The following is a 23899-nucleotide window of genomic DNA, read 5'->3' on the forward strand; positions in this document are numbered from 1 at the left end:
GGCGTTTCCCATGCAGTGCCGTGTTTCGGGAGGATTCCTGAGATGGTCGGCGGCGAGGAGTTGTCCGGCGGGGCGATCCGGAGCTCTCTGGAGACCAGGATCGGTCTCACGTTCGTCCTGCTCATGCAGGTGAGGGTGCTGGTCGTCGGCATCACCGTGCTGGTCGACCACAAGGAGGAGCGCGAGTTCGGGGAGCTGTGGGTGCTGGCCGCCGCCGCGCTCGTCTCCGGCGTCGCGCTGATGGGCTGGGAACGGCTCGTACCGCGGCTGTTCGACCAGCCGGCGCTGCTCGCGTTCGACGTCCTCATCGGGTACGCCGTGCTGGAGGTCGGCGGGATCATCGGCCCGTACTTCCTGGTCACCGTGGTCGCCGCGGGCCTCGCCGGGCTGCTGTACCGGTGGCCGGCCGTGGTCCTGCTGTGCGCCCAGCAGACCGTGCTCTACTACGTCGCGCTCAAGGACGATTTCCCCGCGCTCAAGAACGCCGTGGGGCTGCCGATGCTGCTCGCGATGCCCTCGTTCTACGCCGTCGGCGCCCTGGTGGGCGGGGTGCTGCGCCGCCTGTACCACGAGCAGGCCGACGCCGAGGAGGCGCGCTGGCGGTCGGAGGCGCAGGCGCTCGCCGCGGCGGAACGTTCCCGTCTGGCGCGCGACATGCACGACTCGCTGACCGGCACCCTGTCGGGCATCGCGCTGGCGTCGACGGGACTGCCCGCCTGGATCCGCAAGTCGCCCGAGCGCGCCGAGGCGGAGGCGCAGCGGATCGCCGCCGCCGCCCAGGTCGCCGCGCGCCAGGCGCGGGCGCTCATCGCCGAGCTGCGCGAGGACTCCGTGCAGCACCCGCTGGGCGTCGCGATCGCCGAGATCGCCGCCGAGTGGGAGCGCTCCGCGGGCATCTCGGTGCGCACCCGCGTCCAGGAGGACGTCGATCTGCCGCTGAGCGCGCGGCACGAGACGCTGGCGATCGTCAAGGAGGCGCTGGAGAACGTGAGCCGGCACGCGGGTGCGTCCAGCGTCGAGATCAGCGTGGCCGGGGACCGGGACCTGCTGGAGATCCGCGTCCGCGACGACGGGCACGGCCTGCCGGTCCGCCCGGGAGGCGAGGGCTGGCTCGACGGGCTCAGCGGTGCGGGCCACTACGGCCTCCTCGGCATGCACGAACGGGCACGGCGGGCCGGGGGCGAGCTGGTCGTGGACTCGATGCCGGGTGCGGGCACCGGGATCACGGTGCGCTTCGCGGGGGAGGACGCGGCCGGCGGACGCGCCGCGCTGACGAGGAGGAGGGATCGATGAACGGCCATCCTGCGTTCCCCGGAGGACCGAGCCCCAACGAGAGCGCGCCGTCGGGCGGTGGCGATCCGGCGGCGGACGGCGGCGAGCCCGAGGGAGGCGCCGCCCGGCCGGCGGCGGGCGGCGGCGCCGGGTCGGGGCCGGGCGGGCGGTACCGCGTGCTCGTCGTGGACGACAACCAGTTCATCCGTTCCGGCCTCGTCATGGCGCTGGAGACCAGCGACGACATCGAGGTGGTCGGCGAGGCCGGCGACGGCGGCCAGGCCATCGACATGGCGCGGCGCCTGCTGCCGGACGTGACGCTGCTCGACGTGCGGATGCCGCACGTGGACGGGGTGGACGCCGTCGAGGTGCTGAGCACGCTCAGCCGGGTCATCATGCTCACCCAGGTCGAGGACCCCGACGTGGTGCTCACCGCCGTGCGGCGGGGCGCCGTCGGCTACCTCGTGCACAACACGTTCACGATCGAGGAGCTCGCCGCGGCCATCCGCGAGACCGTGCTGCACCGGGCCCACCCCCTCTCACAGGTCGCGTCCGCCGCCCTGATCGAGGCCACCCGGGCGGGACAGGCCGGACCGCCACCGGCCGACCCGGCCGGTCACCGATCGCGTTTCGGCCTTTCCGCCCGCGAAATCGAGGTCATGGACCTCATCATTCAGGGGCATGCGAACTCTGACATCGCGGCAAAGCTATTTCTGACGGAGAAGACCGTCAAGAACTACATCAACCGCATTTATGCCAAACTAGGGGTGCCCAACCGTGCCACAGCCATCGTGACCTGGCTCGGAATGCCTCCGGGAGGCTGATGGGCGATGCCGGGTTGAGGCCCCCGCGGACGCGCGGTAGGGCCCTAGGGCCCTAGGGGTCCGGACGCACTCCTCGGTATCTTCGATTCGAAGAAAATGCCGTTTCTCTGGCCCCGCTCGGACGGGCCGCCATGAATTTCCCCCGTGCTCGGAGGTTTTCCATGCAATTCACCCGTCGTCATAGGGCGGCCATTCTCGCGACGACCGCCGTCGCCGTCGCGACCTCGGTGTCCGCCACGTTGCTGAACGAGGGACCGGCGACCGCGATGCCCAGCGGCAGCGCGTCGACACTGAGCGCCGGCGACCGGGCGCCCGGCAAGCCGGTTCCCGGCACACCCGATCCCGGCAAGGACGGAGTGGGCATCGCGCCGGGCGAGCCGGACCCGAACGGCGACGGCGCCGAGGCCGCGGGGTATCCGACGGCGGCCCAGCGGTACAGGTGGGGCAAGCCGATCGCCCGGGACGAGTTCACCGGCAGGCGGCTCAACCTGCGCGACTGGTCGCCGGAGAACGCCAACAGCGAGCACGGCAAGCGCCGCCCGTCGGCCATCACCGTGCGCAACGGCGTCATGAAGATCACCGGGAGGCGGGACGGCACCACCGGCGCGGTCGGGTGGCGCCGCGGCGCGCGCAAGTGGGGGCGGTGGGAGGCTCGCATCAGGCTCAACCGCGCGTGCGCCTGCTACAACGCCAACCTGCTGCTGTGGCCGGCCACCGGCAAGCCGTGGGACGGCGGCGGCGAAGTCGACTGGATGGAGACGTACGGCGAGAGCGGCCTGCGCAAGTGGACCTCGTTCTATCTGCACTACGGCCGGGGGCAGCGGCCGAGGACGATCCAGAACCGGGTGTACCGCGACCTCACCAAGTGGCACACGTTCGCGGTCCAGTGGAACGCGCACAGCATGACCGGCTACGTCGACGGCAAGGTCTGGTTCCACTCGAAGAACCGGCAGGCGCTGCCGCCGCGCGCCATGGGCCAGTCGATCCAGCTCGACTTCTTCCCGCAACTGCGCCCGCGGACGTCACGCGCGGTCAAGCGCTGGTTCCCGGCGACGCTGGAGGTCGACTGGATCAGGATGTACCGCCCCTGAGCTCTTCGCCTGGGACTGAGCCTTTCTCGCCTGAGACCTTCACCCCTCGGAGGCCGACTCCGAGGGGTGAATTCCGTTGGCACCCGCCCGGCGCGGAATCAGCGGATGATCTGCCAGATTCCGTTCTGCCAGCGCAAAACGTACCTGCTCTGTACCGACGCTATCACCAGGTGTCCGAGCCGCCATTTGAGGCTGGAGAACGGGACTATGGCCTTGTCGCCGTTCAGCCTGCCACCCGAAATGCTGATCGTCGCAAGTGCGTCACGTTCCTGGGGGCGCAGGGAATGCGGGCTTGACCGCACTCCCTTGACGCAGTCGCCCCGAAGTGCGGGCCCTTTGACGAAATCGCTGCCGGGGGCCACGTAACGGCAGACCGAGATGTCTCCCGCGGCCTGGCCGTGCAGGAACGCCTGCAACGCGTCCCGTGCGCCGGCCAGGGTGCGTTCGGTGCCCACGGTGGGCCTGGCCTTCGTCGTGACCGACGACGAGGGAGCGGTGAAGATATTGCGTGCGCCGTCGCGCGTTCCCCCGTCGTCGCCACCACAGGCGGCCATGGCGAACACGCCGGCGAACAACAGGCCGCCCAGGTGAACCGCTGACCGATAAGTCATAGCACGCCTTTCTGAGCTGGAACGAGCCGGTAGGCACATTCGGCGAGACCATGCCCCTCGGGTCGGGGGCAATTGGTGATCCTATCGACGTGACACGCACTTTTACAGAGGCTGAAAGAGAAATTTCGACTACCCTCCGTGATTGCTTTCGGCAGAGGTGTGGAGTGGTGTGAGAGGGGCGCTCTTGAGGCCCCCGCGAGAAGCGCCTAAGGCCCTAGGGCCCTATCCGGATGAATTGCGGGTGAATAGCGTTCGAGGACGTTGGGCACGGACGGAATGGCCTTTTCGGAACGCGTCGGCGAGTCACTTGCGCATCATCTGACGCGTGCGCATCCGACGAGAGACAGCCGGTGTTCAGTCGTGCGACCCGCGTGCCGCTCGCGCGAGTCGCCGGGCCGCTCCCCGGAGCCGACCCCTCCGGGGAGCGGTCATTTCCGCACGGTCGTTTTTGTGCGCGGCCGTGCGTCTGGAGATCGGAAGAGCGGATGAGTAAATTGACTTGTGGGGGCGGTTCGATGGTGAACGGATTTGCCAGGTTCGGCGTTGTCGCGGTGTGTGCGCTGGCCGTCGGCGCGGCGGGGCAGGATTCCGGCATACCCAAGCCGCGGAACGTGGAGATCTCGACGCCGTCGGAGCGCCCGCCGGTGCCGAGCGCGGCCGTGAGGTACGGGTGGGGCAAGCCCGTCGTGGCCGACGAGTTCCGGGGGAAGAAGCTCGACCGGCGCGGCTGGAAGGTCTATGACGGCCGTGGGCACGCAGGGAAGGGCCGCCGCAGTCCCAAGGCGGTGACGGTGCGGAACGGAGTGCTGACCATCACCGGCACGGCGAACGGCACGACCGGCGGGATCGCCTGGCGGCGGGGAGCACAGAAGTACGGGCGCTGGGAGGCCCGCGTCAGATCGTCGCGGGGCTGTGCCTGCTACCACCCCGTTCTGCTGCTGTGGCCTGTCGGAGGCGGCGGGGGAGTCGCGCCCAAGGGAGGCGGCGGCGAGGTGGACTACATGGAGATCCTCGACGACGGGCGGCGGCGGAGCACGGGCTTCTATCTGCACTACGGACCCGAGAAGAAGTCGCGGAAGCTCTCGGGCCGGGTGCGTGCCGACCTGACCCGCTGGCACACGTTCGCCGTCGAATGGACGCCCCGGAGCATGAGCGCCTTCATCGACGGGCGGCGGTGGTTCACCACGACGAACCGCAAGGCGCTGCCGCCGGGGCCGATGGGGCAGACGATCCAGCTCGACTGGTTTCCGCAGGACAGCCGGCGGACCGCCCGCGGCATCGACCGGCGCTCACGCGCGACGCTCCAGGTCGACTGGATCCGCATGTACCGCGTGCCCTGAGGCGGGGCCGTCCGGACGTACCGCGTGCCCTGACGCGGGGCCGTCCGGACGTGCCGCGAGCCCTGAGGCGCACCCGTCCGGACGTGCCGGCCGCCCGAGGACGACCCGCCGCGCGGGGCCCTTGTGCATGATCCACCGATCCACTACTCATGTGGACCGGCCGTTGGCTGCCCCCGCTCCGGGCGCCCGCCCGGCACAGCCCGCGGCCCGGAAGGTGTGCGCATGGACCCGCAGCGGATCAAGGACAACTTCGCGCTTGTCGGCCAGAACGGGGAGGACGTCGCCGCGTACTTCTACTCCGACCTCTTCGAGCGCGCGCCCGCGTTGCGGCCGATGTTCCCCGCCGCGATGGCCAAGCAGCACGAGAAGCTGCTCGGCGCGCTCTCGCACATCGTGTCCCTGGTCGATGACGCGCCGGCCCTCGTGCCGTTCGTCCAGGACCTCGGCCGCAGGCACGCGGGCTTCGGCGTCGCCAACGAGCACTACCCGGTCGTCGGTGCGAGCCTGCTCGCCACGCTGGCCCACTTCAGCGGCCCGTCCTGGAGCGACGAGCTGGAACAGGACTGGGCCGCCGCCTATGGCCTGGTCGCCCAGGTGATGGCCGAGGCCGCCGCTGGTCAGGGCGCCGACCAGCCTGCCTGACCGGCGCCCGGGTTTCGGGCCGCGCTCATTGTGGCCATTTGAATTTTTTTGTTTGCCGTACGCCCGCCCCGTCGCCGCTCATTGGAGTGGCGGCGGGGTCGTTGGCGTGCACTGATGAGTTGCCTATGTGTCTTCTGTGACTGCTGTGACACTCGACGCATTTGCGTGAAAAATCCATATTTGTACGCATCGCTCGGTAAGGTCCCCTCCTGATCATGACCGCTACCGGGAGACGCAGGCGTGGACGCTCAGCGGCTGAAGGACAACTTCGCGCAGGTCGCGCAGCAGGGTGATGCGGTCGCTCTGTTCTTCTACTCGGATCTGTTCGTACGCAATCCGCACCTCAGGGACATGTTCCCGGTGGGAATGAGCGGTCAGCGGGACAAACTGCTGCGCGCGCTCGGGCGTATCGTCTCGCAGGTCGACGACCTTCCCCGGCTGGTGCCGTTCCTCCAGCAACTGGGCCGCGACCACCGCAAGTTCGGGATCGTGGCGGAGCACTACCCGCATGTCGGCGCCAGCCTCGTCCGCACGCTCAAGTACTTCTCCGGCGCCGACTGGACGCCGGAACTGGAACAGGACTGGGGCGCCGCGTACGGCCTGCTCGCCCAGGTCATGCAGGAGGCCGCCGACGAGGACTCCCTGAGCAGCCCGCCCTGGTGGGAGGGCCGTGTGGTCGCCGTGGAACGGCGCCGGTTCGATCTGGCCGTCCTCCGGATCGAACCCGACCGGCCCCTGCCCTACCTGCCCGGCCAGTCGGTCGCCGTCGAGCTCCCGGCCCGGCTGCGCCAGTGGCGGTTCTACTCGATGGCCAACGCGCCCCGGCCCGACAACACCGTGGACTTCCACGTACGGCTCGTCGACGGCGGCGCGGTCAGTCCCGTGCTGGTACGGACGCTGCAGCCCGGCGACCGGCTCCGGATGGGCGCGGCCATCGGCACGCTCGTCCTGGACGAGTCGTCGCACCGCGAGGTGCTCCTCGTCGCCGGGAGCACCGGGCTCGCCCCGCTCAAGGCGATCATGGAGCAGCTCGGGCAACGTCCCGTACCGCCGCCGGTGCAGCTCTTCTTCGGCGCGCGGACCCGGGACGCCCTCTACGACCTCGAAGACCTGCGCAAGCGTGCGGCCGAGCTGCCGTGGCTGACCGTCGTGCCCGCGGTCTCGGATGAGACTCCGCCGCAGGCAGGGTCGGTGTTCTCCATGGACGTACGGCCGGGACCGCACGGCGCGCTCGTTCAGGTGCCGCTGTCGGGCTCGGGGGCGGACGACGCCGACATCGAGTACGGCGCGCTCGCGGACGTGCTCGCCCGGCGCGGCTCGTGGGCGCAGCACGACGCCTACGTCTGCGGGCCGCCCGCGATGGTCGTGAGCACGGTGGAACGGCTGATGAGCCTGGGCATGGACCCCGCCCGCGTCCGGCACGAGACCTTCGTCGACTCCCAGAGGTGAACCGTTGAACCCTCCGAACATTCCGGACCCGTTCGGCGACGCACCGGGCACTCCGGCCTTCGACTCCGTCCCGTCGGAACCCGCCCCGCCCACGCCCGCCTGGGCCGCTCCGGAGACGTCCCAGCCTTCGGGGCACGCGACCGGCCAGGTGCTGGGGCAGCAGCCCTCGTATCCGGTCGTCCACGCCGCGGACAACCTGCCCGGCCCGGCCGCCGCCGCGCCCGGTCCGCCCGCGCCGGGCAGCCCGGGCGGCTTCGCGATGGTCGGCGGCGACCGCCTGACGCCGGGCGAGGTACGGGCGGTCACGTTCGCGCGCTCGTCCCTCGGGCGTCGCGGCCTGGACGAGGATCACGTGCGGGCGTTCCTCGACCGCGTCGAGAACGAGCTGGCCCGCCTCGGCAACGAGAAGGCGGCGCTGGCCGAGGAGATCGCGCAGCTGCGCGACCGGCTGGGCTCGGACGGGCGCGGCGGCATGGCGCACGAGGAGGCGCACTTCCAGGCCGTGCGCATCCTGTCGCACGCGCAGCAGACCGCCGACCTGTACGTGGCGGACGCCGAGCGGTACACCCGGGAGCTGGCCCACGAGGCCCGGCTGCACCGCGAAGCGATCTTGTCCGACGCGCGCGGGCGCGCCGAGTTGATGCTGGAGGAGGCGCACCGGCGCGCCGCCGAGGTCGCCGAGCAGGCGGCCCGTTCCGCCCCGGTCGCGCCGCCTTCCACGGCGGTCCAGCCGGTGCCGGCCGGCGCGCAGCCGGGCCGGTCCGCACTGCCGCCGGACGAACGCCAGGCCATGGAACGCGAGATCGCCTACCTGCGGACCTACAGCGACGTCTACCGCACGCACCTGCGTTCCTACCTGGAGGCTCTCCTCCGGAACGTGGACGAATGGGAGAAATCAGAGCAGTCCTCCCTGCCCGCCACCACCGAGCAGTGACACCCGCCGAGATCACCGATCGCCAAGCCCCACGGGCCGTGAGCTCGCGCGGACCCGCCGCCGGCGCCGGACCGTGTTCGGCGCACGGGCGGTGGTCTGGAAAACTGGGGACGCTATGGAATATCTGATCCTCATCGCCGGGCTGGCCGCACTCGCCCTCATCGTGGGCGGAGTCATGTTCTTGCGGCCTGGCCGCCGCAAGCCCCGCCAGCCCGTGGAACCCGCGGAACGCCCCGCCGACCTGCGGCCGGGCGGTGCCACCGCCGTCGATGAGGCAGAGGCGGTCGCGCCACCCGTCGAACGCGCCCCACCGGCGCCGCCCACCATCGAGATCGAGAAGCCGCCGCCGTCGGCGGGGCGCCTCGTCCGGCTGCGGGCCCGGCTGGCGCGGTCGCAGTCCACCTTCGGCAAGACCCTGCTCGGCCTGCTGTCGCGCGACACGCTCGACGACGACGCGTGGGACGAGATCGAGGACACCCTGATCGGCGCCGACATCGGCGTCGCCGTGGCCCGGCAGGTCACCGACGACCTGCGCACCAAGGTGCAGGTGCTGGGCACCCGCACCCCCGACGAGGTGCGCGGCCTGCTCAAGGACGAGCTGGTCAAGCAGATCGGCCCCGACCTGGACCGGTCGCTGCACACCGAACGGCACGGCGGCAAGCCCGCGGTGATCATGGTCGTCGGGGTCAACGGCACCGGCAAGACCACCACCTGCGGCAAGCTGGCCCGCGTGCTGGTCGGCGACGACCGCACGGTGCTCATGGGCGCCGCCGACACCTTCCGCGCCGCCGCGGCCGACCAGCTGGAGACGTGGGGAGCCCGCGTCGGCGCCCAGGTCGTCCGCAAGGAGGAGGGCGCCGACCCCGCCAGCGTCGCGTTCGACGCGGTCAGGCAGGGCATCGACAGCCAGGTCGACACCGTGATCGTCGACACCGCCGGGCGGCTGCACACCAAGACCGGCCTGATGGACGAGCTGGGCAAGGTCAAGCGCGTGGTGGAGAAGCAGGCCGAGGTGGACGAGGTGCTCCTCGTCCTCGACGCCACGACGGGCCAGAACGGCATGCAGCAGGCCCGCGTGTTCGCCGAGGTCGTCAACGTCACCGGCATCGTGCTCACCAAGCTCGACGGCACCGCCAAGGGCGGCATCGTCGTCCAGGTGCAGCGCGAGCTCGGCGTTCCGGTCAAGCTGGTCGGCCTGGGCGAGGGTCCCGACGACCTGGCGCCCTTCGAGCCCGAGGCGTTCGTGGACGCCATCCTCGGCGAATAAGAAGGGCCGCCCCGGACCGAACGGCCGGGCGCGCAAGCCCTCACAGACGAATCGACGCCCCGGCGGCCCTTGCGGCCGTCGGGGCGTCGTTCATTCGCGCCCCACCGGGAACATGGGCGACTTCACCCTAGGAAATGGGAACTCTCACTGTCTTCAAAGTAATGAAGTGAGCCCTTGGAAACACCATCGAAACATGCCATGGCCGGGTTTCACATCGCCGAAACACGAGAGCCCTCCAGGTGAAACCGCCGACCTCGAATCTCTGGAGCAACCCAACGTTCCGTGCCGAGGAGGGCTCTCTTCGAGATGAAAATCGACAGCGGTAGTACTGCGTGGATGCTGGCGAGCACAGCGCTCGTGCTGCTCATGACGCCGGGCCTTGCCTTCTTCTACGGAGGCATGAGCCGGGCCAAGAGCGTCCTCAACATGATGATGATGAGCTTCGTCAGCATCGCCGTCGTGGGAATGGCCTGGGTCGTCTACGGCTACTCCCTCACGTTCACCGACGCGGGCGGACTCAGCTCGTTCATCGGCGGTTTCGGGGACTGGGGCCTCGTCGGCCTGGAGACGGCGGCCACCGCCGACGACGGCACGGGCATCCCGCAGCTGGTCTTCGTGGCCTTCCAGGCGACCTTCGCGATCATCACGGTCGCGCTGATCAGCGGCGCCGTGGCGGATCGGGTGAAGTTCGGGGCCTGGGTGGTCTTCGCCCTGGTCTGGGTGACCCTGGTCTACATGCCGGTCGCGCACTGGGTGTGGTGGTCGGACGGGGAGGAGAACGGCAAGGCCGGATGGCTCTTCGATCTGGGCGCGCTCGACTTCGCCGGCGGGACCGTGGTCCACATCAACGCCGGTGTCGCGGCCCTGGCGCTCGTCCTCGTGGTCGGCAAGCGCAGGGGCTGGCCCCGTGACCCGATGCGGCCGCACAACCTGCCGTTCGTGCTGCTGGGCGCCGGTCTGCTGTGGTTCGGGTGGTTCGGCTTCAACGCCGGCTCGGCGCTGTCGGCCGGCGCGACGGCCGCGGTCGCCTTCATCAACACCCTGGTCGCCACCTGCGCCGCCGCGTTCGCCTGGATCGTGGTCGAGAAGCTGCGCCACGGCTCCTCGACGACCCTGGGCATCGCCTCCGGCGTGGTGGCCGGACTGGTCGCGATCACCCCGGCGTGCGCGTTCGTCACGCCGCTCGGCGCCATCGCCCTCGGCCTGGTCGCCGGCGCGGTCTGCGCCTTCGCCGTCAGCCTCAAGTACAAGCTCGGCTACGACGACTCGCTCGACGTGGTCGGCGTCCACATGGTCGGCGGCATCGTCGGCGCCCTGCTGATCGGCGTCCTCGCCACCACCGCGGTCAACGACGCGGGCGCGGACGGCCTGCTGGCCGGCGGCGGCCTCGGCCTGCTCGGCAAGCAGGCGGTGGCGGTCGGCGCGACCATGGCCTACTCGTTCGTCGTGACGTTCGTCATCGCCAAGATCCTCGACCTGGTCATGGGCCTGCGCATCAGCGAGGAGGACGAGGTCGCCGGCATCGACGGCACCGCGCACGCGGAGACCGCCTACGACTTCGGTAGCGTGCACGCCGGCACCGGGGCCTCCCTTGCCGCGTCCACGCACGTGGCCGACAACACTGCGAAGAAGGTGGAGGCGGAAGCATGAAGCTGATCACAGCGGTCATCAAGCCGTTCAAGCTCGACGAGGTGAAGGCGGCCCTGGAGACCTTCGGGGTCAAGGGCCTCACCGTCAGCGAGGCGAGCGGGTACGGCCGGCAGAAGGGCCACACCGAGGTCTACCGGGGCGCCGAGTACAAGGTCGACCTGGTGCCCAAGCTCCGCGTCGAGGTACTGGTCGACGCCGAGGACGCCGACGACATCATCGACGTCATCGTCAAGGCCGCGCAGACCGGCAAGATCGGGGACGGCAAGGTCTGGGCGGTGCCGGTCGACACCGTCGTCCGCGTCCGCACCGGCGAGACCGGCCCGGAAGCCCTGTAGGGCGAACGAGTGGTCCTCGCTCACGGAACGGTCGGGGGACATCGCGAAGCCCGCGCAGCCCTGGCGGCTGCGCGGGCCACCCGCGCCAACGACCTCGACCGCTGGCTCACCGCCCTCCTAACCCCCGCCCCCACCACTCCCGCCAACCCCTCCATGCCCGCTGCGGCTGCGGCTGCGGCTGGGGCGGATGCGGTGGCGTTGATCGCGGTCGGCAGTCATGGGCGCCGTGAGCTCACGCCTGGCGGTGATCTCGATCTGGTCCTGTTGCATCGGGGGCGCCAGGACGTCGCCGAGGTGGCCGACCGCATCTGGTACCCGATCTGGGACTCGGGGATACGGCTCGACCATTCCGTACGTACGGTGCACGAGGCCCGGACCGTGGCGCGTACCGACATGAAGGCGGCGCTGGGTCTGCTCTCCGCGCGCCGGATCGCGGGCGAGCACACGCTTGTGGACGAACTGCGCGCGGCCGTTCTCGCCGACTGGCGCGCCGAAGCCCGGCGGCGCCTGGGCGAGCTGGCCGAGCTGTGCCGCGAACGCTGGGAGATCCAGGGCGAACTGGCGTTCCTCCTCGAACCCGACCTCAAGGAGGCGCACGGCGGCCTCCGCGACGTTCATGTCATGCAGGCCGTCGCCGCGTCCTGGGTCGCTTCGGCGCCCGACGCGCGCGTGCGAGCCGCTCACGATCTCCTTCTGGACGTCCGGCACGCCCTGCACGAGACCACCGGCCGCACGTCCGACCGCCTCGTTCTCCAGGAGCAGGAGGCCGTCGCCCACGCTCTCGGCATGCTGGACGCGAACGTGCTGCTCCGTTCGATCGCGGAGGCCGCGCGCACCATCATGTATGCCGGAGACCATCTGTGGCGCCGCGTCGATCGCTTCTGCGCGCCGCGCCGCGCGCCCATCCGGCCTCGTGGGCAGGGTGCGGGCAGGCGTGCCGCCGTCGAACGCACTCCTGTGGGCGACGGGGCCGTCGAGCAGGAAGGCGAGGTCGTCCTCGCCCGCAGGGCCGATCTGAGCGACCCCGCACTCGCTCTGCGCGTCGCCGCCGCCGCGGCCCAGGCGGACCTGCCGCTTTCCTCCGCCACCGTCGACCGGCTGGCCGAACGCGCCGCGCTGCCCACCACGCCCTGGCCCGCCGCGGCCCGCGACGCTCTGGTGTCGCTGCTCGGCGCGGGCACGGCGGCGATCGGCGTGTGGGAGGCACTCGATCAGGCCGGGCTGGTCGTACGGCTGCTGCCGGACTGGGAACGGGTCCGCAACCGGCCCCAACGCAACCCCGTCCACACCTACACCGTCGATCGTCATCTCGTGGAGGCCGCCGCCCGCGCCGCCGCCCTCACCCGCGAGGTCGCCCGGCCCGACCTGCTGCTCGTCGGCGCGCTCCTGCACGACATCGGCAAGGGGTGGCCGGGCGACCACTCGCTGGGCGGCGCGGTCGTCGCCCGCGACCTGGGCATCCGGCTGGGGTTCCCGCCGGGGGACGTCCAGGTGCTGGAGACCGTCGTCCGGCACCACCTCCTGCTCCCCGAGACCGCCACCCGCCGAGACCTCGACGACCCGGTCACCGTGGAGAGCGTGATCAAGGCCGTCGCCGCGGTGCCGGGCCGCGAACGCGAGGTCGTCGAACTCCTGGCCGCCCTCGCGATCGCCGACGGCCAGGCGACCGGCCCCGCCGCCTGGGGGCCGTGGAAGGCCCGGCTCGTGGCCGAACTGGCCCGCCGGGTCATCGCCGCCCTCGCCGGAGGCACACCTTCGCCCGCGCCCGCCCTGGCTCCCGAACAGCTCGCCCTGGTCCGTCACGACGGCGCCGCCGTACGCGTCGCGGGCTCCCGGATCACCATTGCCGCTCCCGACCGGCCAGGCCTGCTCTGGAAGGCCGCGGGCGTACTGGCCCTCCACCGCCTCGCGGTCCGTACCGCCCGTACGGTCAACGCATCACCCGCCGCGGACAGCGGTGCCCGGACGACGGCGGTGCTCGACTTCACGGCGGTGCCCGAGTACGGGACGCCGCCGGAGCCCGCGGCTCTGGAGGCCGACCTGAGGCGGATGCTGGCCGACCGCCTGGACGTCGCGGGACGGCTGGAGAAGCGGGCGCGGTCGGTACGTCCGAGACCGGGCGTGGCCGTTCCGCCGCCCAGGGTGTGGATCGTGGACGATGCCTCCAGCACGGCCACCGTGGTGGAGGTACGGGCCCACGACCGGCCAGGCCTGCTGTGGCGCATCGGACAAGCCCTGGGGGAGTGCGGCCTCCAGGTCCGCGCCGCCCAGGTCGACACACTGGGAGCCGAGGCGGTGGACGTCTTCTACGTCGTGGACGCCGAAGGCCGAGCCCCGACCGACGCGAACGCCCTGGACCACATAAGACACAAGGTGCTGGAAGCACTCGCCTAACCCGCGAGGGTAGGCGGCGCGGCGACGGAGGGGCAGTCACGGGGGCACGACTACCCCTCCGCCGGTCTAGGGGGTGTCAGGCACGCGGTTGGCCGTTGCTCGTACCAGCGCCTGGGCGGTGGTGGCGGTCCTTGCCGCCTTGCCCGCCGTCGCCTCGGCCGTTGCCATCTCGGCCGCCGCTGCCCTTGTCCGGGGCGCTGAACTTGTTGTTGCCGTCACTGCCCTGGCCGTTGTCGCCTTGGCGCTTCTCTTTGTCCTTGTCGTTGCCCTGCGGCGGCCGCTGCTTGGGAGGTTTCGCCTTTTTCGGGATTTCGGTCTTCTGCTTGTCCTGGCTCTTTTTCAGGAGCTCCGAGCAGTAACCCGTCACCCTGTGCTTACCGCCCGCCGCGGAGACGAGGGGTGAATACGCCGACGAACGCAACGTCTCGGCGCGGTGCGCGGCATTGCCGGACGAATACGAACGACACAACTGAGACAGCGGACCACCGTGTGCGCCGCTTGTCCGTGGCGGACTCGTCTCGTTCTGCCCGTAGGGCTCGGCGGACGGCGACTTGGTGACCGGCTTGACCGGCGACAGCGTGGTGGTCGGCCCCTTGCCCAGCGGGCCCATCGGCAAGGCTCCGGTGCCCGCGGCCAGGGCGACCCCGCCGGCCGCGGTGGCCAGGCTCAACGCCGCGATCTTCGCCGTGAGGAGGCGGGCGAGCGGGAGCCCGCGTGTCCGCTTCGGCGCCGGATCCGCGGCCAGGAAGGCGGCCACGGCGGCGTCCTCGCCGATGAGCTCCGACTGCCGGCCGGACGTGGAGGCGGCGGCGAGCACGTGGGCGAGGGGTCCGGCGGGAGATCCGGGATCGACCCGTTCGCCGCGGAGCAAGCGCTCGGCGGCGTCCTGGTCGAGTTCCCAGCGATCCGTACTCATCTCACTCCCCTCAGCGTCGCGGGGCGCGTTCGTGTCACACCTGACGTCTCGGTCATGCGTCGTCCGACCCCTGACCAGTCCGTTCCGCCACCTGATCGCCCCCCTGCCCGGCCACCCGACCAGCCACCGGCCCGGCCACCGGACCGGCCCCTTGGTCGGCTGCCTGACCGGTCGCCGGACCGGCCGCTGGCCCGGCCCCCTGCCCGGCCCCTTGGTCGGCTGCCTGACCGGTCGCCGGACCGGCCGCTGGCCCGGCCCCCTGCCCGGCCCCTTGGTCGGTCACCCGACCGGCCGGCGGACCGGCCGCCGGACCAGCCGCTGGCCCGGCCCCCTGCCCGGCCGCTGGCCCGGCCCCTTGGTCGGTCACCTGGTCGGCTGTATGACCGGCCACTTGGTCGGCTGCCTGACCAGTCACGTGCCCGGCCGCCTGCTCGGCCGCCGGACCAGCCACTTGGTCGGCTGCTTGTCCGGTCGCCTGGTCGGTTGCTGGACTGGGCTCCTGGTCGGGCGGCTGGGCGGTGAGCTGGTCGGCTAGTCGGTGCAGGCCTCGGTAGGCCGCGGTACGGACGGCTCCGGCGCGCTTGCCGAGGACTCGGCCCGCCTCCTTGGAGTCCAGTCCGACGACGACGCGGAGCAGCACCGCTTCGGCCTGGTCCCTGGGCAACGCGCCGATCAGCGCGATGGCGCCGTCGGTGGAGATGCGTTCCAGCGCGTCCCGTTCGGTGTCGTCGCGTCCCACCAGGTCGGTCAACTCGTCGATCTGCACGCTGGTCTCGGGCCGGCGGTTGAGGCGCCGCAGATGGTCGAGCGCGCGATGCCGCGCGACGGTCGACGCCCAGCCGCGGAACCGGTCGTAGTCGCCGCTGAACGAGCGGATGTCCCGGGCGATCTGCAACCACGCGTCCGCCGCCACGTCCTCCGCGTCCCCGCCGACCAGTGCCCGCAGATACCGGAGCAGCCGGGGCTGCAGATCGCGGTAGATCGTGCGGAACGCGGCCTCGTCTCCGGCCTGCGCGGTCTGCAGAGCCACCTCGAGGCTCTGGTCGGGAGGTTCGACCCGGGTGGTCACCCGTCCGCTCATGCGCGCCCGTGTCGGCGCGGCCATGTCTTCACCTTGGAAGTCCTTCGGGGGGCTTGATCAGGACACCGGGGCCCAGGCGCCCCGCGCGGCGGTGTCGCGCAGGTCACATGGAAGCCCTGACCGCTTCAGCGTACGACCCAACGTAGCCGTCACAGGCACAACGACCGGAACCAGCCGAGCGCGGAGCCTTGGCCGGGCGGGGAGAGGTGGTTGACCCGATAGTCTGATAGGCGATCCCAGAAGCTTTCCAAGGACGGGTCCAGACACGTGTTCGAGACGCTATCCGACCGGTTGACGACGGTTTTCTCGTCGCTGCGCAGCAAGGGGCGGCTCTCCGAGGCCGACATCAACGCGACAGCCCGCGAGATCCGGGTCGCGCTGCTCGAGGCCGACGTCGCCCTTCCCGTGGTGAAGGACTTCATCGCGCAGATCAAGGAGCGGGCCGCCGGGACGGAGGTCTCGCAGGCCCTGAACCCCGCGCAGCAGGTCGTCAAGATCGTCAACGAGGAGCTCATCAACATCCTCGGTGGCGAGACCCGGCGCATCCGGTTCGCCAAGAACCCGCCGACCGTGATCATGCTGGCGGGTCTGCAGGGCGCCGGTAAGACCACGCTGGCGGGCAAGCTGGCCCGCTGGCTCAAGACCGAGGGGCACGCGCCGCTGCTCGTGGCGGCCGACCTCCAGCGGCCCAACGCCGTTCAGCAGCTCCAGGTGGTCGGTGAGCGCGCCGGGGTGCCGGTGTTCGCGCCCGAGCCCGGCAGCGGCGTCGGCGACCCGGTGAACGTGGCGCGGCGTTCGATCGACCAGGCCAAGCACGCCCAGCACGACGTCGTCATCATCGACACCGCCGGCCGCCTCGGCGTCGACACCGAGATGATGCAGCAGGCCATCGACATCCGGGACGCGGTCAAGCCGGACGACATCCTGTTCGTGGTCGACGCGATGGTCGGCCAGGACGCGGTCAACACGGCCCAGGCGTTCGTGGAGGGCGTCGGCTTCGACGGGGTCGTCCTCACCAAGCTCGACGGCGACGCGCGCGGCGGCGCCGCGCTGTCGGTCCGGCACATCACCGGCCGGCCGATCATGTTCGCGTCGACGGGTGAGAAGCTGGAGGACTTCTCGGTCTTCCACCCCGACCGGATGGCCGGGCGCATCCTCGACATGGGTGACATCCTCACCCTGATCGAGCAGGCCGAGCAGGCGTTCGACGCCCAGCAGGCCGAGAAGATGACCACGAAGTTCGCGTCCGGCGAGGACTTCACGCTCGAGGACTTCCTTGAGCAGATGATGATGATCCGCAAGCTCGGGCCGATCGGCAACCTGCTGGGCATGATGCCCGGCATGGGCCAGGTCCGCGACCAGGTCAGCCAGATCGACGACAAGGACCTGGACCGGGTCGCGGCGATCATCCGTTCCATGACGCCGGGCGAACGCGAGAACCCGAAGATCATCAACGGCTCCCGGCGCGCCCGCATCGCCAAGGGCTCGGGCGTCTCGGTCGGCGAGGTCAACAGCCTGGTCACCCGCTTCTTCGACGCGCAGAAGATGATGCGCCAGATGGCGGGCGGCATGGGCCTGCCGGGCATGCCCGGCCGCCGCAAGGCCGCGAAGGCGGCCAAGAACGCCAAGAACAAGAAGGGCAAGCAGCGCAGCGGCGACCCGCGCAAGCGTGGCCAGCAGCAGCAGCAGCCCGCCGCCGCCAAGGACGGCGGGATGCCGCCCGGTCTGCCGCCGGGGCTCGGCGGCCAGTTGCCGCCCGGTCTGGGGGGCCAGCTGCCGCCCGGGTTCGAGATGCCCGACCTCGGCAAGCTGCAGGGACGCAAGAAAAAGTAAACGTGGCCGCGTGTCATCGCGCGATTGCGCTTTTTCCGCGATCGTCTGGCAGAATGGCAGGCTGGAAACCCCGGGACCGTCAGGAGCCCTCTCTCGTCCTGCGCGGACCGGAAATCCATGGAACGGCCGGTAACCGGTGTCCCCACCTGGTGAGGCCCGTTCACCCTGTATGAAGTCTGGAGAACACCACACCCGTGGCAGTCAAGATCAAGCTCAAGCGTCTGGGGAAGATCCGGAACCCGCAGTACCGGATCGTCGTCGCCGATGCCCGCACCAAGCGTGACGGTCGGGCCATCGAGGAGATCGGCCTTTACCAGCCGAAGCAGGAGCCGTCGCTCATCGAGATCGACTCCGAGCGCGCGCAGTACTGGCTCGGTGTCGGTGCGCAGCCGACCGAGCCGGTCCTCAACCTCCTCAAGATCACCGGCGACTGGCAGAAGTTCAAGGGCGAGCCCGGTGCTGAGGGCACGCTCAAGAAGGCCGAGCCCAAGCCGGACAAGAAGGCCGTGTTCGAGGCGGCCGTCAAGGAGGCCTTCAACGAGGACGAGGCCGCCGCCACGGCGACCAGGTCCAAGAGGAAGGCCGAGCCGAAGAAGGCCAAGGCCGAAGCCAAGACCGAGACCCCGGCAAAGACCGAGGGCGCCGCCGAGGCCAAGGCCGACGAGACCACCGAAGCCAAGAGCGAGGACTGACGTGCTCGAAGAAGCGCTCGAGCACCTGGTGCGCGGCATCGTGGAGCACCCGGACGACGTCCGGGTGCGCGCCCGCCGCATCAGGGGAGGCCGGGTCCTGGAGGTGCGCGTGCACCCCGAGGACCTCGGCAAGGTCATCGGCCGCAGCGGTCGTACCGCCAAGGCCCTCCGCACGGTCATCAGCGCCCTCTCCGGAGGACGCTACGTGCGCGTGGACCTGCTCGACGTCAACGAGGTCCGCTGACCTTCGGCGGCCCTCGCCCGCGCAAGGCCGACCACGGTCGGCCCCCGCAGGCTCAGTGACCGGCCCGACGGCCCCGCCGTCGGGCCGGTCGCCGTTTGTAAGATGAGGATGATGATGAAGGACCAGCTGGTGGTCGGCCGGATCGGGCGGCCGCACGGCATCCGCGGTGAGATCACCATTGATGTCCGCACGGACGAGCCCGACGCGCGCTTCGCGCCCGGCTCCGAGATCGCGACGGACCCCGCCGAAGCCGGCCCGCTCACGGTGGAACGCGCCCGCTGGCATTCGGGACGGCTCCTGCTGGCGTTCGCCGGAGTGACCGACCGCACCGCGGCCGAGGAACTGCGCGGCACCTGGCTGGTCGTCGCCCCTGACGACATCATCGACACCGGCGACCCGGACGACTTCCACGACTCCCAGCTGGTCGGCCTCTCCGCGGTCACCACCAGCGGAGACGAGATCGGCAAGGTCACCGAGATCCGTCACTTCGGCCAGGACCTCCTGGTGATCGGCCGGAACGACGGCGGCGAATCCCTCGTCCCGTTCGTCGCCGCCCTGGTCCCGGAGGTCGACGTCGCCGCGGGCCGCCTGGTCATCGACCCGCCCGCGGGCCTGCTGGACGACCAGTGAGACTCGACATCATCACGATCTTCCCGGAGTACTTCGCTCCGCTGGACGTCTCCCTCCTCGGCAAGGCCCGCCGCAACGGCCTGATCCAGCTGACCGTCCACGACCTCCGCCAGTGGACCCACGACCGCCACCGCACCGTAGACGACACCCCCTACGGCGGCGGCCCCGGCATGGTCATGAAACCCGAACCCTGGGGCGAAGCCCTGGACGCCATAGCCCCACCCCCCACCGACAAGCCAGCCGCGCTCGGCCCGCAGGGCCCGGGCGGCGATGCGACACCCGCCCCCACCGATACGCCAGCCGCCTTCGGCCTGCAGGGCTCGGGCGGCGATGCTTCACCCGCGTCTACCGATGCGCCAGGCGCGTTCGGCTTGCAGGGCTCGGGGGGCGATGCGTCATCTGCGTCCACCGATGCGCCTGGTGCGTTGGGCCTGGAGGGCTCGGAGGGCGATGCGTCATCTGCGTCCACCGGTGCGCCTGGTGCGTTCGGTCTGCAGGGCTCGGGCGGTGATGCGTCATCTGCGTCCACCGGTGCGCCTGGTGCGTTGGGCCTGGAGGGCTCGGAGGGCGATGCGTCATCTGCGTCCACCGGTGCGCCTGGTGCGTTGGGCCTGGAGGGCTCGGAGGGCGATGCGTCATCTGCGTCCACCGATGCGCCAGGTGCGTTCGGTCTGCAGGGCTCGGGCGGTGATGCGTCATCTGCGTCCACCGATGCGCCTGGCGCGTTTGGTCTGCAAGGCTCGGGGGGCGATGCGTCACCTGCGTCTACCGATGCGCTAGCCGCGTTCGGTCTGCAGGGGTCGGGCGGCGATGCGTCACCCGCGTCTACCGATGCGCCTGGCGCGTTCGGCTTGCAGGGCTCGGAGGGCGATGCGTCGCCTGGGTCCACCGATGCGCCAGGCGCATCCAGCGGTGCTTCCGATGCTACGAGCGGCATGCCAGACGCGCCTAGCGGGTCGGACACGTCCGGCTCACCCGCCTCCGCCGCTGGGCCGTCAGTCGCGTCGGGCGGCGTTCCGCATGCGACTTCTGCTCAGGCGGCGACGTCTGGCGGCGTTCCTGATGCTGCCAGCGGTGGCGTGTCAGGCGCGTCGGAGGGTCTGCCGAGCTCTGACGGTGGTGCATCGGGCGCGTCCGGCGGTATGTCGGATATGGCCTCTGCCCATTCGGCCGTGCCGAGTAGTGCGTCAGATCCGGCCAGCCGTGTATCAGGCGCGTCCGGCGGTGTGGTTGCCACGCCTGGGACTTCTTCTGGTACGCCTGACGCGACCAATTGGCCGGGGCCGGGGGTGGTGCCGCGGCTGATCGTTCCGACTCCGAGTGGGCGGCCGTTCACTCAGGCGCTCGCGGCGGAGTACGCGGCGGAGCCGTGGCTGATCTTCGCTTGCGGGCGGTACGAGGGCATCGACTCGCGGGTGGTCGAGGAGGCGCGGGAACGGATGCCCGTCGACGAGGTCAGCCTCGGTGACTTCGTGCTCGCGGGCGGGGAGGTCGCCGTGCTGGTCATGGTCGAGGCCATCAGCCGGCTGGTTCCGGGGGTTCTGGGCAATTTCGAGTCTGTGACCGACGACTCGTTCGCGCCGGGGGCCATGGAGTCGCTGCTGGAGGGTCCGGTCTACACCAAGCCGCCGGTCTGGCGGGAACGCGCCGTTCCCGAGGTGCTCCTGTCGGGCAACCACGGCGCGATCGCCCGCTGGCGGCGGGACCAGTCGCTCCGGCGGACGGTCGCCAACCGGCCCGAACTGGCCTCCAGGCTGGATCCGGACACCCTTGACAAGCATGATCGACAGGTGCTCGCGGACGCCGGTTTTCCGGTGGACGGCGAAGATATGGCACACTAGAGCGTCGCTGTGGATTTCACGCACGGCGCTCATACTTTCGAAGAAGATCCACTTCGCGCGGCTCGACGCCCCCACGACGCACCCCGGGGCCTCTCGGTGTCCGCGTTCAACTCATGAGGAAACGCCTGTCATGCACACCCTGATCCAGGAGATCGAGAACGCCGCGCTGCGCGGCGACCACCCGGACTTCCGCCCGGGCGACTCGGTCAAGGTCCACGCGCGCATCACCGAGGGCAAGGTCACCCGCGTGCAGATCTTCGAGGGCGTCGTGATCCGGCGCCAGGGCGGCGGCGCCCGCGAGAGCTTCACCGTCCGCAAGGTCAGCAAGGGCGGCTACGGCGTCGAGCGCACCTGGCCTCTCAACAGCCCGCACATCGAGAAGCTCGAGGTCGTCACCCGCGGTGACGTTCGCCGCGCCAAGCTCTACTACCTCCGCAACCTGCGCGGCAAGGCCGCGCGGATCAAGGAGAAGCGCGACTTCTGAGCCCGATCGCCCGAATTGTGACGATTCGGGCCTGCGGTCATATGGCGCCCCGGGAACCCTCAGCGGTTGCCGGGGCGTTGCCCGTTTCGGAGCGCGAGGCAGTACGCGACGACACGGCCGTGCGCAGGGTACGCCGGGCGTCACGCCGATAGGCTTTCGCTCTGATGACAGACGAGGACGATCGGAGAGACGTGCGTTCCGAAGCCGAGGGCGCGGTGCCCCACGAGAAGCAGGCCGTGACCTCGGGCCAGGATCCCGCCGCCGACGCGCCCTCGACCGCGGACGAGGCGACCCCGGAGGAGGAGTCGCCCACCGGCAAGCGGAAGACCAAGAAGCAGGGCTCCTTCTGGAAGGAGCTGCCGGTCCTCATCGGTGTGGCGCTGGTCCTGGCGTTGATCATCAAGGCGTTCGCCGTGCAGGCGTTCTACATCCCGTCCGCGTCGATGGAGAACACGCTGCAGATCGGTGACCGCGTACTGGTCAACAAGATCGTTTATCACACCCGCGACATCAAGCGCGGCGACATCGTGGTCTTCAACGGTCTGGACTCCTGGGACCCCGAGGTCGACTACGCCGAGCCGTCCAATCCGGTGTCCAAGGTCTTCCGCGCGATCGGCACGACGTTCGGCGTCGCGCCCAACGAGAAGGACTACATCAAGCGTGTGATCGGCATCCCCGGCGACCGGGTCAAGTGCTGTGACGCGCAGGGGCGGATCACCGTCAACGGGGTGCCGCTCGACGAGAAGTCCTACCTCTACAGCGACCCCCAGACGGGCGAGCAGAACAAGCCGTCCAACGAGACGTTCGACCACACGGTGAAGCCGGGCCAGCTCTGGGTCATGGGCGACCACCGCGAGGTGTCGTCCGACTCCCGGGCCCACCGCGGCGACCCGGGCGGCGGCACGATCCCCGTCAGCCGAGTGATCGGCCGCGCGTTCGTGATCGTGTGGCCGCTGGACCGGCTCGGGACCCTGCCGATCCCCAAGACGTTCGAGCGGCCCGCCCTGAACGCCGCGGCCGCGCTGGCGCCCGCCACCCCGCTGGCCTTGGGCTTCGTGGGCGCCGTGCCCATCGTGCTCCTCCACCGCCGCCTCCGCGTCCGCCTCGGCCGAACGCGGGACTCGTAGGCCGCCTGTCCGGAGGGGGCGGCGGCTCGTGTCACGATGTCAACCGGATCGGCCCGCGGTGGGGCCACGAAGAGGACGGTCGGAGGAAACGTGCGTTCCGAACCCGAGGGCGCGGCCCCCGAGCACAACCAGCCCGTGAACCCCACCCGGACCCCGGACGCGCCGGCCAACGGGGCGGCGCCGGAAGCGCGCGAGGACGGCACCACGGCGGCGGACGACGCCGACGACGTCCCGCCGGACGCGGATTCCGGCGACTCGTCCGGGAAGAGCAAGAAGCAAGGGGCGTTCTGGAAGGAACTCCCGGTCCTGATCGGCGTGGCGCTGGTCCTGGCACTGGTCATCAAGACCTTTGTCGTGCAGGCGTTCTACATCCCGTCGGGCTCGATGGAGAACACGCTCCTCGTCGGTGACCGCGTGCTGGTCAACAAGCTCGTCTACCACACGCGTGACATCGAACGCGGAGACGTGGTGGTGTTCAGCGGCCTGGACTCCTGGGACAGCGAGGTGGACATCGCCGAGCCGACGAACCCGGTGTCCAAGGTGCTGCGCGCGATCGGCCGCACGTTCGGCGTCGTCCCCGGTGAGAAGGACTACATCAAGCGTGTGATCGGCGTCCCTGGCGACCGGGTCAAGTGCTGCGACGCGCAGGGCCGCGTCACGGTGAACGGCGCGCCGCTCGACGAGAAGTCCTACCTCTACACCGACCCGGAGACCAAAGAGCAGAACAAGCCCTCCGACATCCCGTTCGACGTCACCGTCGGCAAGGGCCAGCTCTGGGTGATGGGTGATCACCGTGAGCTCTCGTACGACTCCCGGGCCCACCGCGGCGACCCGGGCGGCGGCACGATCCCCGCCAGCCGAGTGATCGGCCGCGCGTTCGTGATCGTCTGGCCCCTGAACCGGCTCGACACCCTGCCGATCCCGAAGGCCTTCGACCGGCCCGCCCTCAACCAGGCCGCCGGAGCGACCCTTCCGGCCGCCCTGGGCCTGATCGGCGCGATCCCCATCACCCTGATCCACCGCCGCCTCCGCCGCCGTTAACCGCGCATCCACCAGACAAGCCACCCACCGAACGCAAAGCCACACCCGCGGCCAGCACCGCTACGGTCGAACGCCTCCAGCACCCCTCGCGCGAACGATCGTCTCCGGCATTCGCTTGGGAGCGGGTGTCTCCGGTATCCGTGCCGCAGCGATCCCTCCGCACCCCTCGTTTCCGTTCCGGATCACGCCAACGGCGGTCGC

21 protein-coding genes and 2 pseudogenes are annotated in these 23899 nt (G+C 70.6%); 20 read left to right on the plus strand and 3 right to left on the minus strand.

The window, feature by feature from the left end:
• Positions 1-42 precede the first annotated feature (42 nt).
• From ABD333_RS01365 to ABD333_RS01375, 3 genes are all read left to right on the plus strand, one after another.
• On the plus strand, positions 43-1293 hold the full coding sequence (locus ABD333_RS01365) for a sensor histidine kinase (RefSeq protein WP_344536865.1): 1251 nt from the start codon (positions 43-45) through the stop codon (positions 1291-1293).
• Positions 1290-2096, plus strand: coding sequence for a response regulator (locus ABD333_RS01370; protein WP_344536867.1), 807 nt, complete (start codon positions 1290-1292; stop codon positions 2094-2096). The genes ABD333_RS01365 and ABD333_RS01370 overlap by 4 nt, the downstream gene beginning before the upstream one ends.
• Positions 2097-2257: 161 nt before the next feature.
• A complete protein-coding gene (locus tag ABD333_RS01375; protein WP_344536869.1) occupies positions 2258-3187 on the plus strand; it encodes a family 16 glycosylhydrolase in 930 nt (309 codons plus the stop codon).
• Positions 3188-3285: 98 nt separating this feature from the next.
• Here the strand turns inward: ABD333_RS01375 and ABD333_RS01380 are convergent, their stop codons facing one another.
• Complete coding sequence (locus ABD333_RS01380; protein ID WP_344536871.1) at positions 3286-3762, minus strand: hypothetical protein; 477 nt, start codon at positions 3760-3762, stop codon at positions 3286-3288.
• 551 nt (positions 3763-4313) lie between these two features.
• On the opposite strand from ABD333_RS01380, the gene ABD333_RS01385 reads away from it, so the two are divergent.
• The 8 genes from ABD333_RS01385 (at position 4314) to ABD333_RS01420 (ending at position 13809) form a co-directional block, all read left to right on the plus strand.
• The gene (locus ABD333_RS01385) at positions 4314-5138 is read left to right on the plus strand and encodes a glycoside hydrolase family 16 protein (protein WP_344536873.1); all 825 of its coding nucleotides are present in this window, start codon (positions 4314-4316) and stop codon (positions 5136-5138) included.
• Between the two features lie 222 nt (positions 5139-5360).
• Positions 5361-5780: a globin domain-containing protein gene (locus ABD333_RS01390; RefSeq protein ID WP_344536875.1), complete on the plus strand. Its 420-nt coding sequence runs from the start codon at positions 5361-5363 to the stop codon at positions 5778-5780.
• Positions 5781-6020: 240 nt separating this feature from the next.
• Positions 6021-7229, plus strand: a complete 1209-nt coding sequence (locus ABD333_RS01395; RefSeq protein ID WP_344536877.1) for a globin domain-containing protein — start codon at positions 6021-6023, stop codon at positions 7227-7229.
• 4 nt (positions 7230-7233) lie between these two features.
• On the plus strand, positions 7234-8163 hold the full coding sequence (locus ABD333_RS01400) for a DivIVA domain-containing protein (protein WP_344536879.1): 930 nt from the start codon (positions 7234-7236) through the stop codon (positions 8161-8163).
• A gap of 115 nt (positions 8164-8278) precedes the next feature.
• Positions 8279-9430 carry a signal recognition particle-docking protein FtsY gene (gene ftsY, locus ABD333_RS01405; protein ID WP_344536881.1) on the plus strand — a complete coding sequence of 384 codons (1152 nt, stop codon included), beginning with the start codon at positions 8279-8281 and terminating at the stop codon, positions 9428-9430.
• Positions 9431-9736: 306 nt separating this feature from the next.
• Positions 9737-11080, plus strand: a complete 1344-nt coding sequence (locus ABD333_RS01410) for an ammonium transporter (RefSeq protein ID WP_344536883.1) — start codon at positions 9737-9739, stop codon at positions 11078-11080.
• Complete coding sequence (locus ABD333_RS01415) at positions 11077-11415, plus strand: P-II family nitrogen regulator (RefSeq protein ID WP_344536885.1); 339 nt, start codon at positions 11077-11079, stop codon at positions 11413-11415. Before ABD333_RS01410 ends, ABD333_RS01415 begins: the two co-directional genes overlap by 4 nt.
• Positions 11416-11424: 9 nt before the next feature.
• A complete protein-coding gene (locus ABD333_RS01420; RefSeq protein ID WP_344536887.1) occupies positions 11425-13809 on the plus strand; it encodes a [protein-PII] uridylyltransferase in 2385 nt (794 codons plus the stop codon).
• 76 nt (positions 13810-13885) lie between these two features.
• Here ABD333_RS01420 and ABD333_RS01425 read toward each other — a convergent pair whose 3' ends face one another.
• Positions 13886-14725, minus strand: coding sequence for a hypothetical protein (locus ABD333_RS01425; protein ID WP_344536889.1), 840 nt, complete (start codon positions 14723-14725; stop codon positions 13886-13888).
• Positions 14726-14777: 52 nt separating this feature from the next.
• Positions 14778-15830 (minus strand): RNA polymerase sigma factor, encoded by a 1053-nt coding sequence (locus ABD333_RS01430; protein ID WP_344536891.1) that lies wholly within the window; start codon positions 15828-15830, stop codon positions 14778-14780.
• A 243-nt stretch (positions 15831-16073) separates the two neighbouring features.
• Between ABD333_RS01430 and ffh the strand changes: the two genes are divergently transcribed.
• From ffh to lepB (ABD333_RS01475), 9 genes and pseudogenes are all read left to right on the plus strand, one after another.
• Positions 16074-17639 carry a signal recognition particle protein gene (gene ffh, locus ABD333_RS01435; RefSeq protein ID WP_344536893.1) on the plus strand — a complete coding sequence of 522 codons (1566 nt, stop codon included), beginning with the start codon at positions 16074-16076 and terminating at the stop codon, positions 17637-17639.
• A 194-nt stretch (positions 17640-17833) separates the two neighbouring features.
• On the plus strand, positions 17834-18331 hold the full coding sequence (gene rpsP / locus ABD333_RS01440) for a 30S ribosomal protein S16 (RefSeq protein ID WP_344536895.1): 498 nt from the start codon (positions 17834-17836) through the stop codon (positions 18329-18331).
• A 1-nt stretch (position 18332) separates the two neighbouring features.
• Positions 18333-18575, plus strand: coding sequence for an RNA-binding protein (locus tag ABD333_RS01445; protein WP_151568089.1), 243 nt, complete (start codon positions 18333-18335; stop codon positions 18573-18575).
• A 111-nt stretch (positions 18576-18686) separates the two neighbouring features.
• Positions 18687-19205, plus strand: a complete 519-nt coding sequence (gene rimM / locus ABD333_RS01450) for a ribosome maturation factor RimM (protein ID WP_344538783.1) — start codon at positions 18687-18689, stop codon at positions 19203-19205.
• A pseudogene (locus tag ABD333_RS01455) lies at positions 19202-19420 on the plus strand (tRNA (guanosine(37)-N1)-methyltransferase TrmD); the annotation flags it as partial. The gene rimM and the pseudogene ABD333_RS01455, both read left to right, overlap by 4 nt.
• A gap of 996 nt (positions 19421-20416) precedes the next feature.
• Positions 20417-21046 (plus strand): annotated as a pseudogene (trmD, locus tag ABD333_RS01460) (tRNA (guanine(37)-N(1))-methyltransferase); the annotation flags it as partial.
• 130 nt (positions 21047-21176) lie between these two features.
• Positions 21177-21530: a 50S ribosomal protein L19 gene (gene rplS / locus ABD333_RS01465; protein ID WP_344536900.1), complete on the plus strand. Its 354-nt coding sequence runs from the start codon at positions 21177-21179 to the stop codon at positions 21528-21530.
• A gap of 191 nt (positions 21531-21721) precedes the next feature.
• Positions 21722-22657: a signal peptidase I gene (gene lepB / locus ABD333_RS01470; protein WP_344536902.1), complete on the plus strand. Its 936-nt coding sequence runs from the start codon at positions 21722-21724 to the stop codon at positions 22655-22657.
• A gap of 90 nt (positions 22658-22747) precedes the next feature.
• Positions 22748-23698 carry a signal peptidase I gene (gene lepB / locus ABD333_RS01475; RefSeq protein WP_344536904.1) on the plus strand — a complete coding sequence of 317 codons (951 nt, stop codon included), beginning with the start codon at positions 22748-22750 and terminating at the stop codon, positions 23696-23698.
• Positions 23699-23899 lie beyond the last annotated feature (201 nt).

It is taken from the genome of Actinomadura fulvescens, assembly GCF_039533225.1.
GTDB lineage: Bacteria > Actinomycetota > Actinomycetes > Streptosporangiales > Streptosporangiaceae > Spirillospora > Spirillospora fulvescens.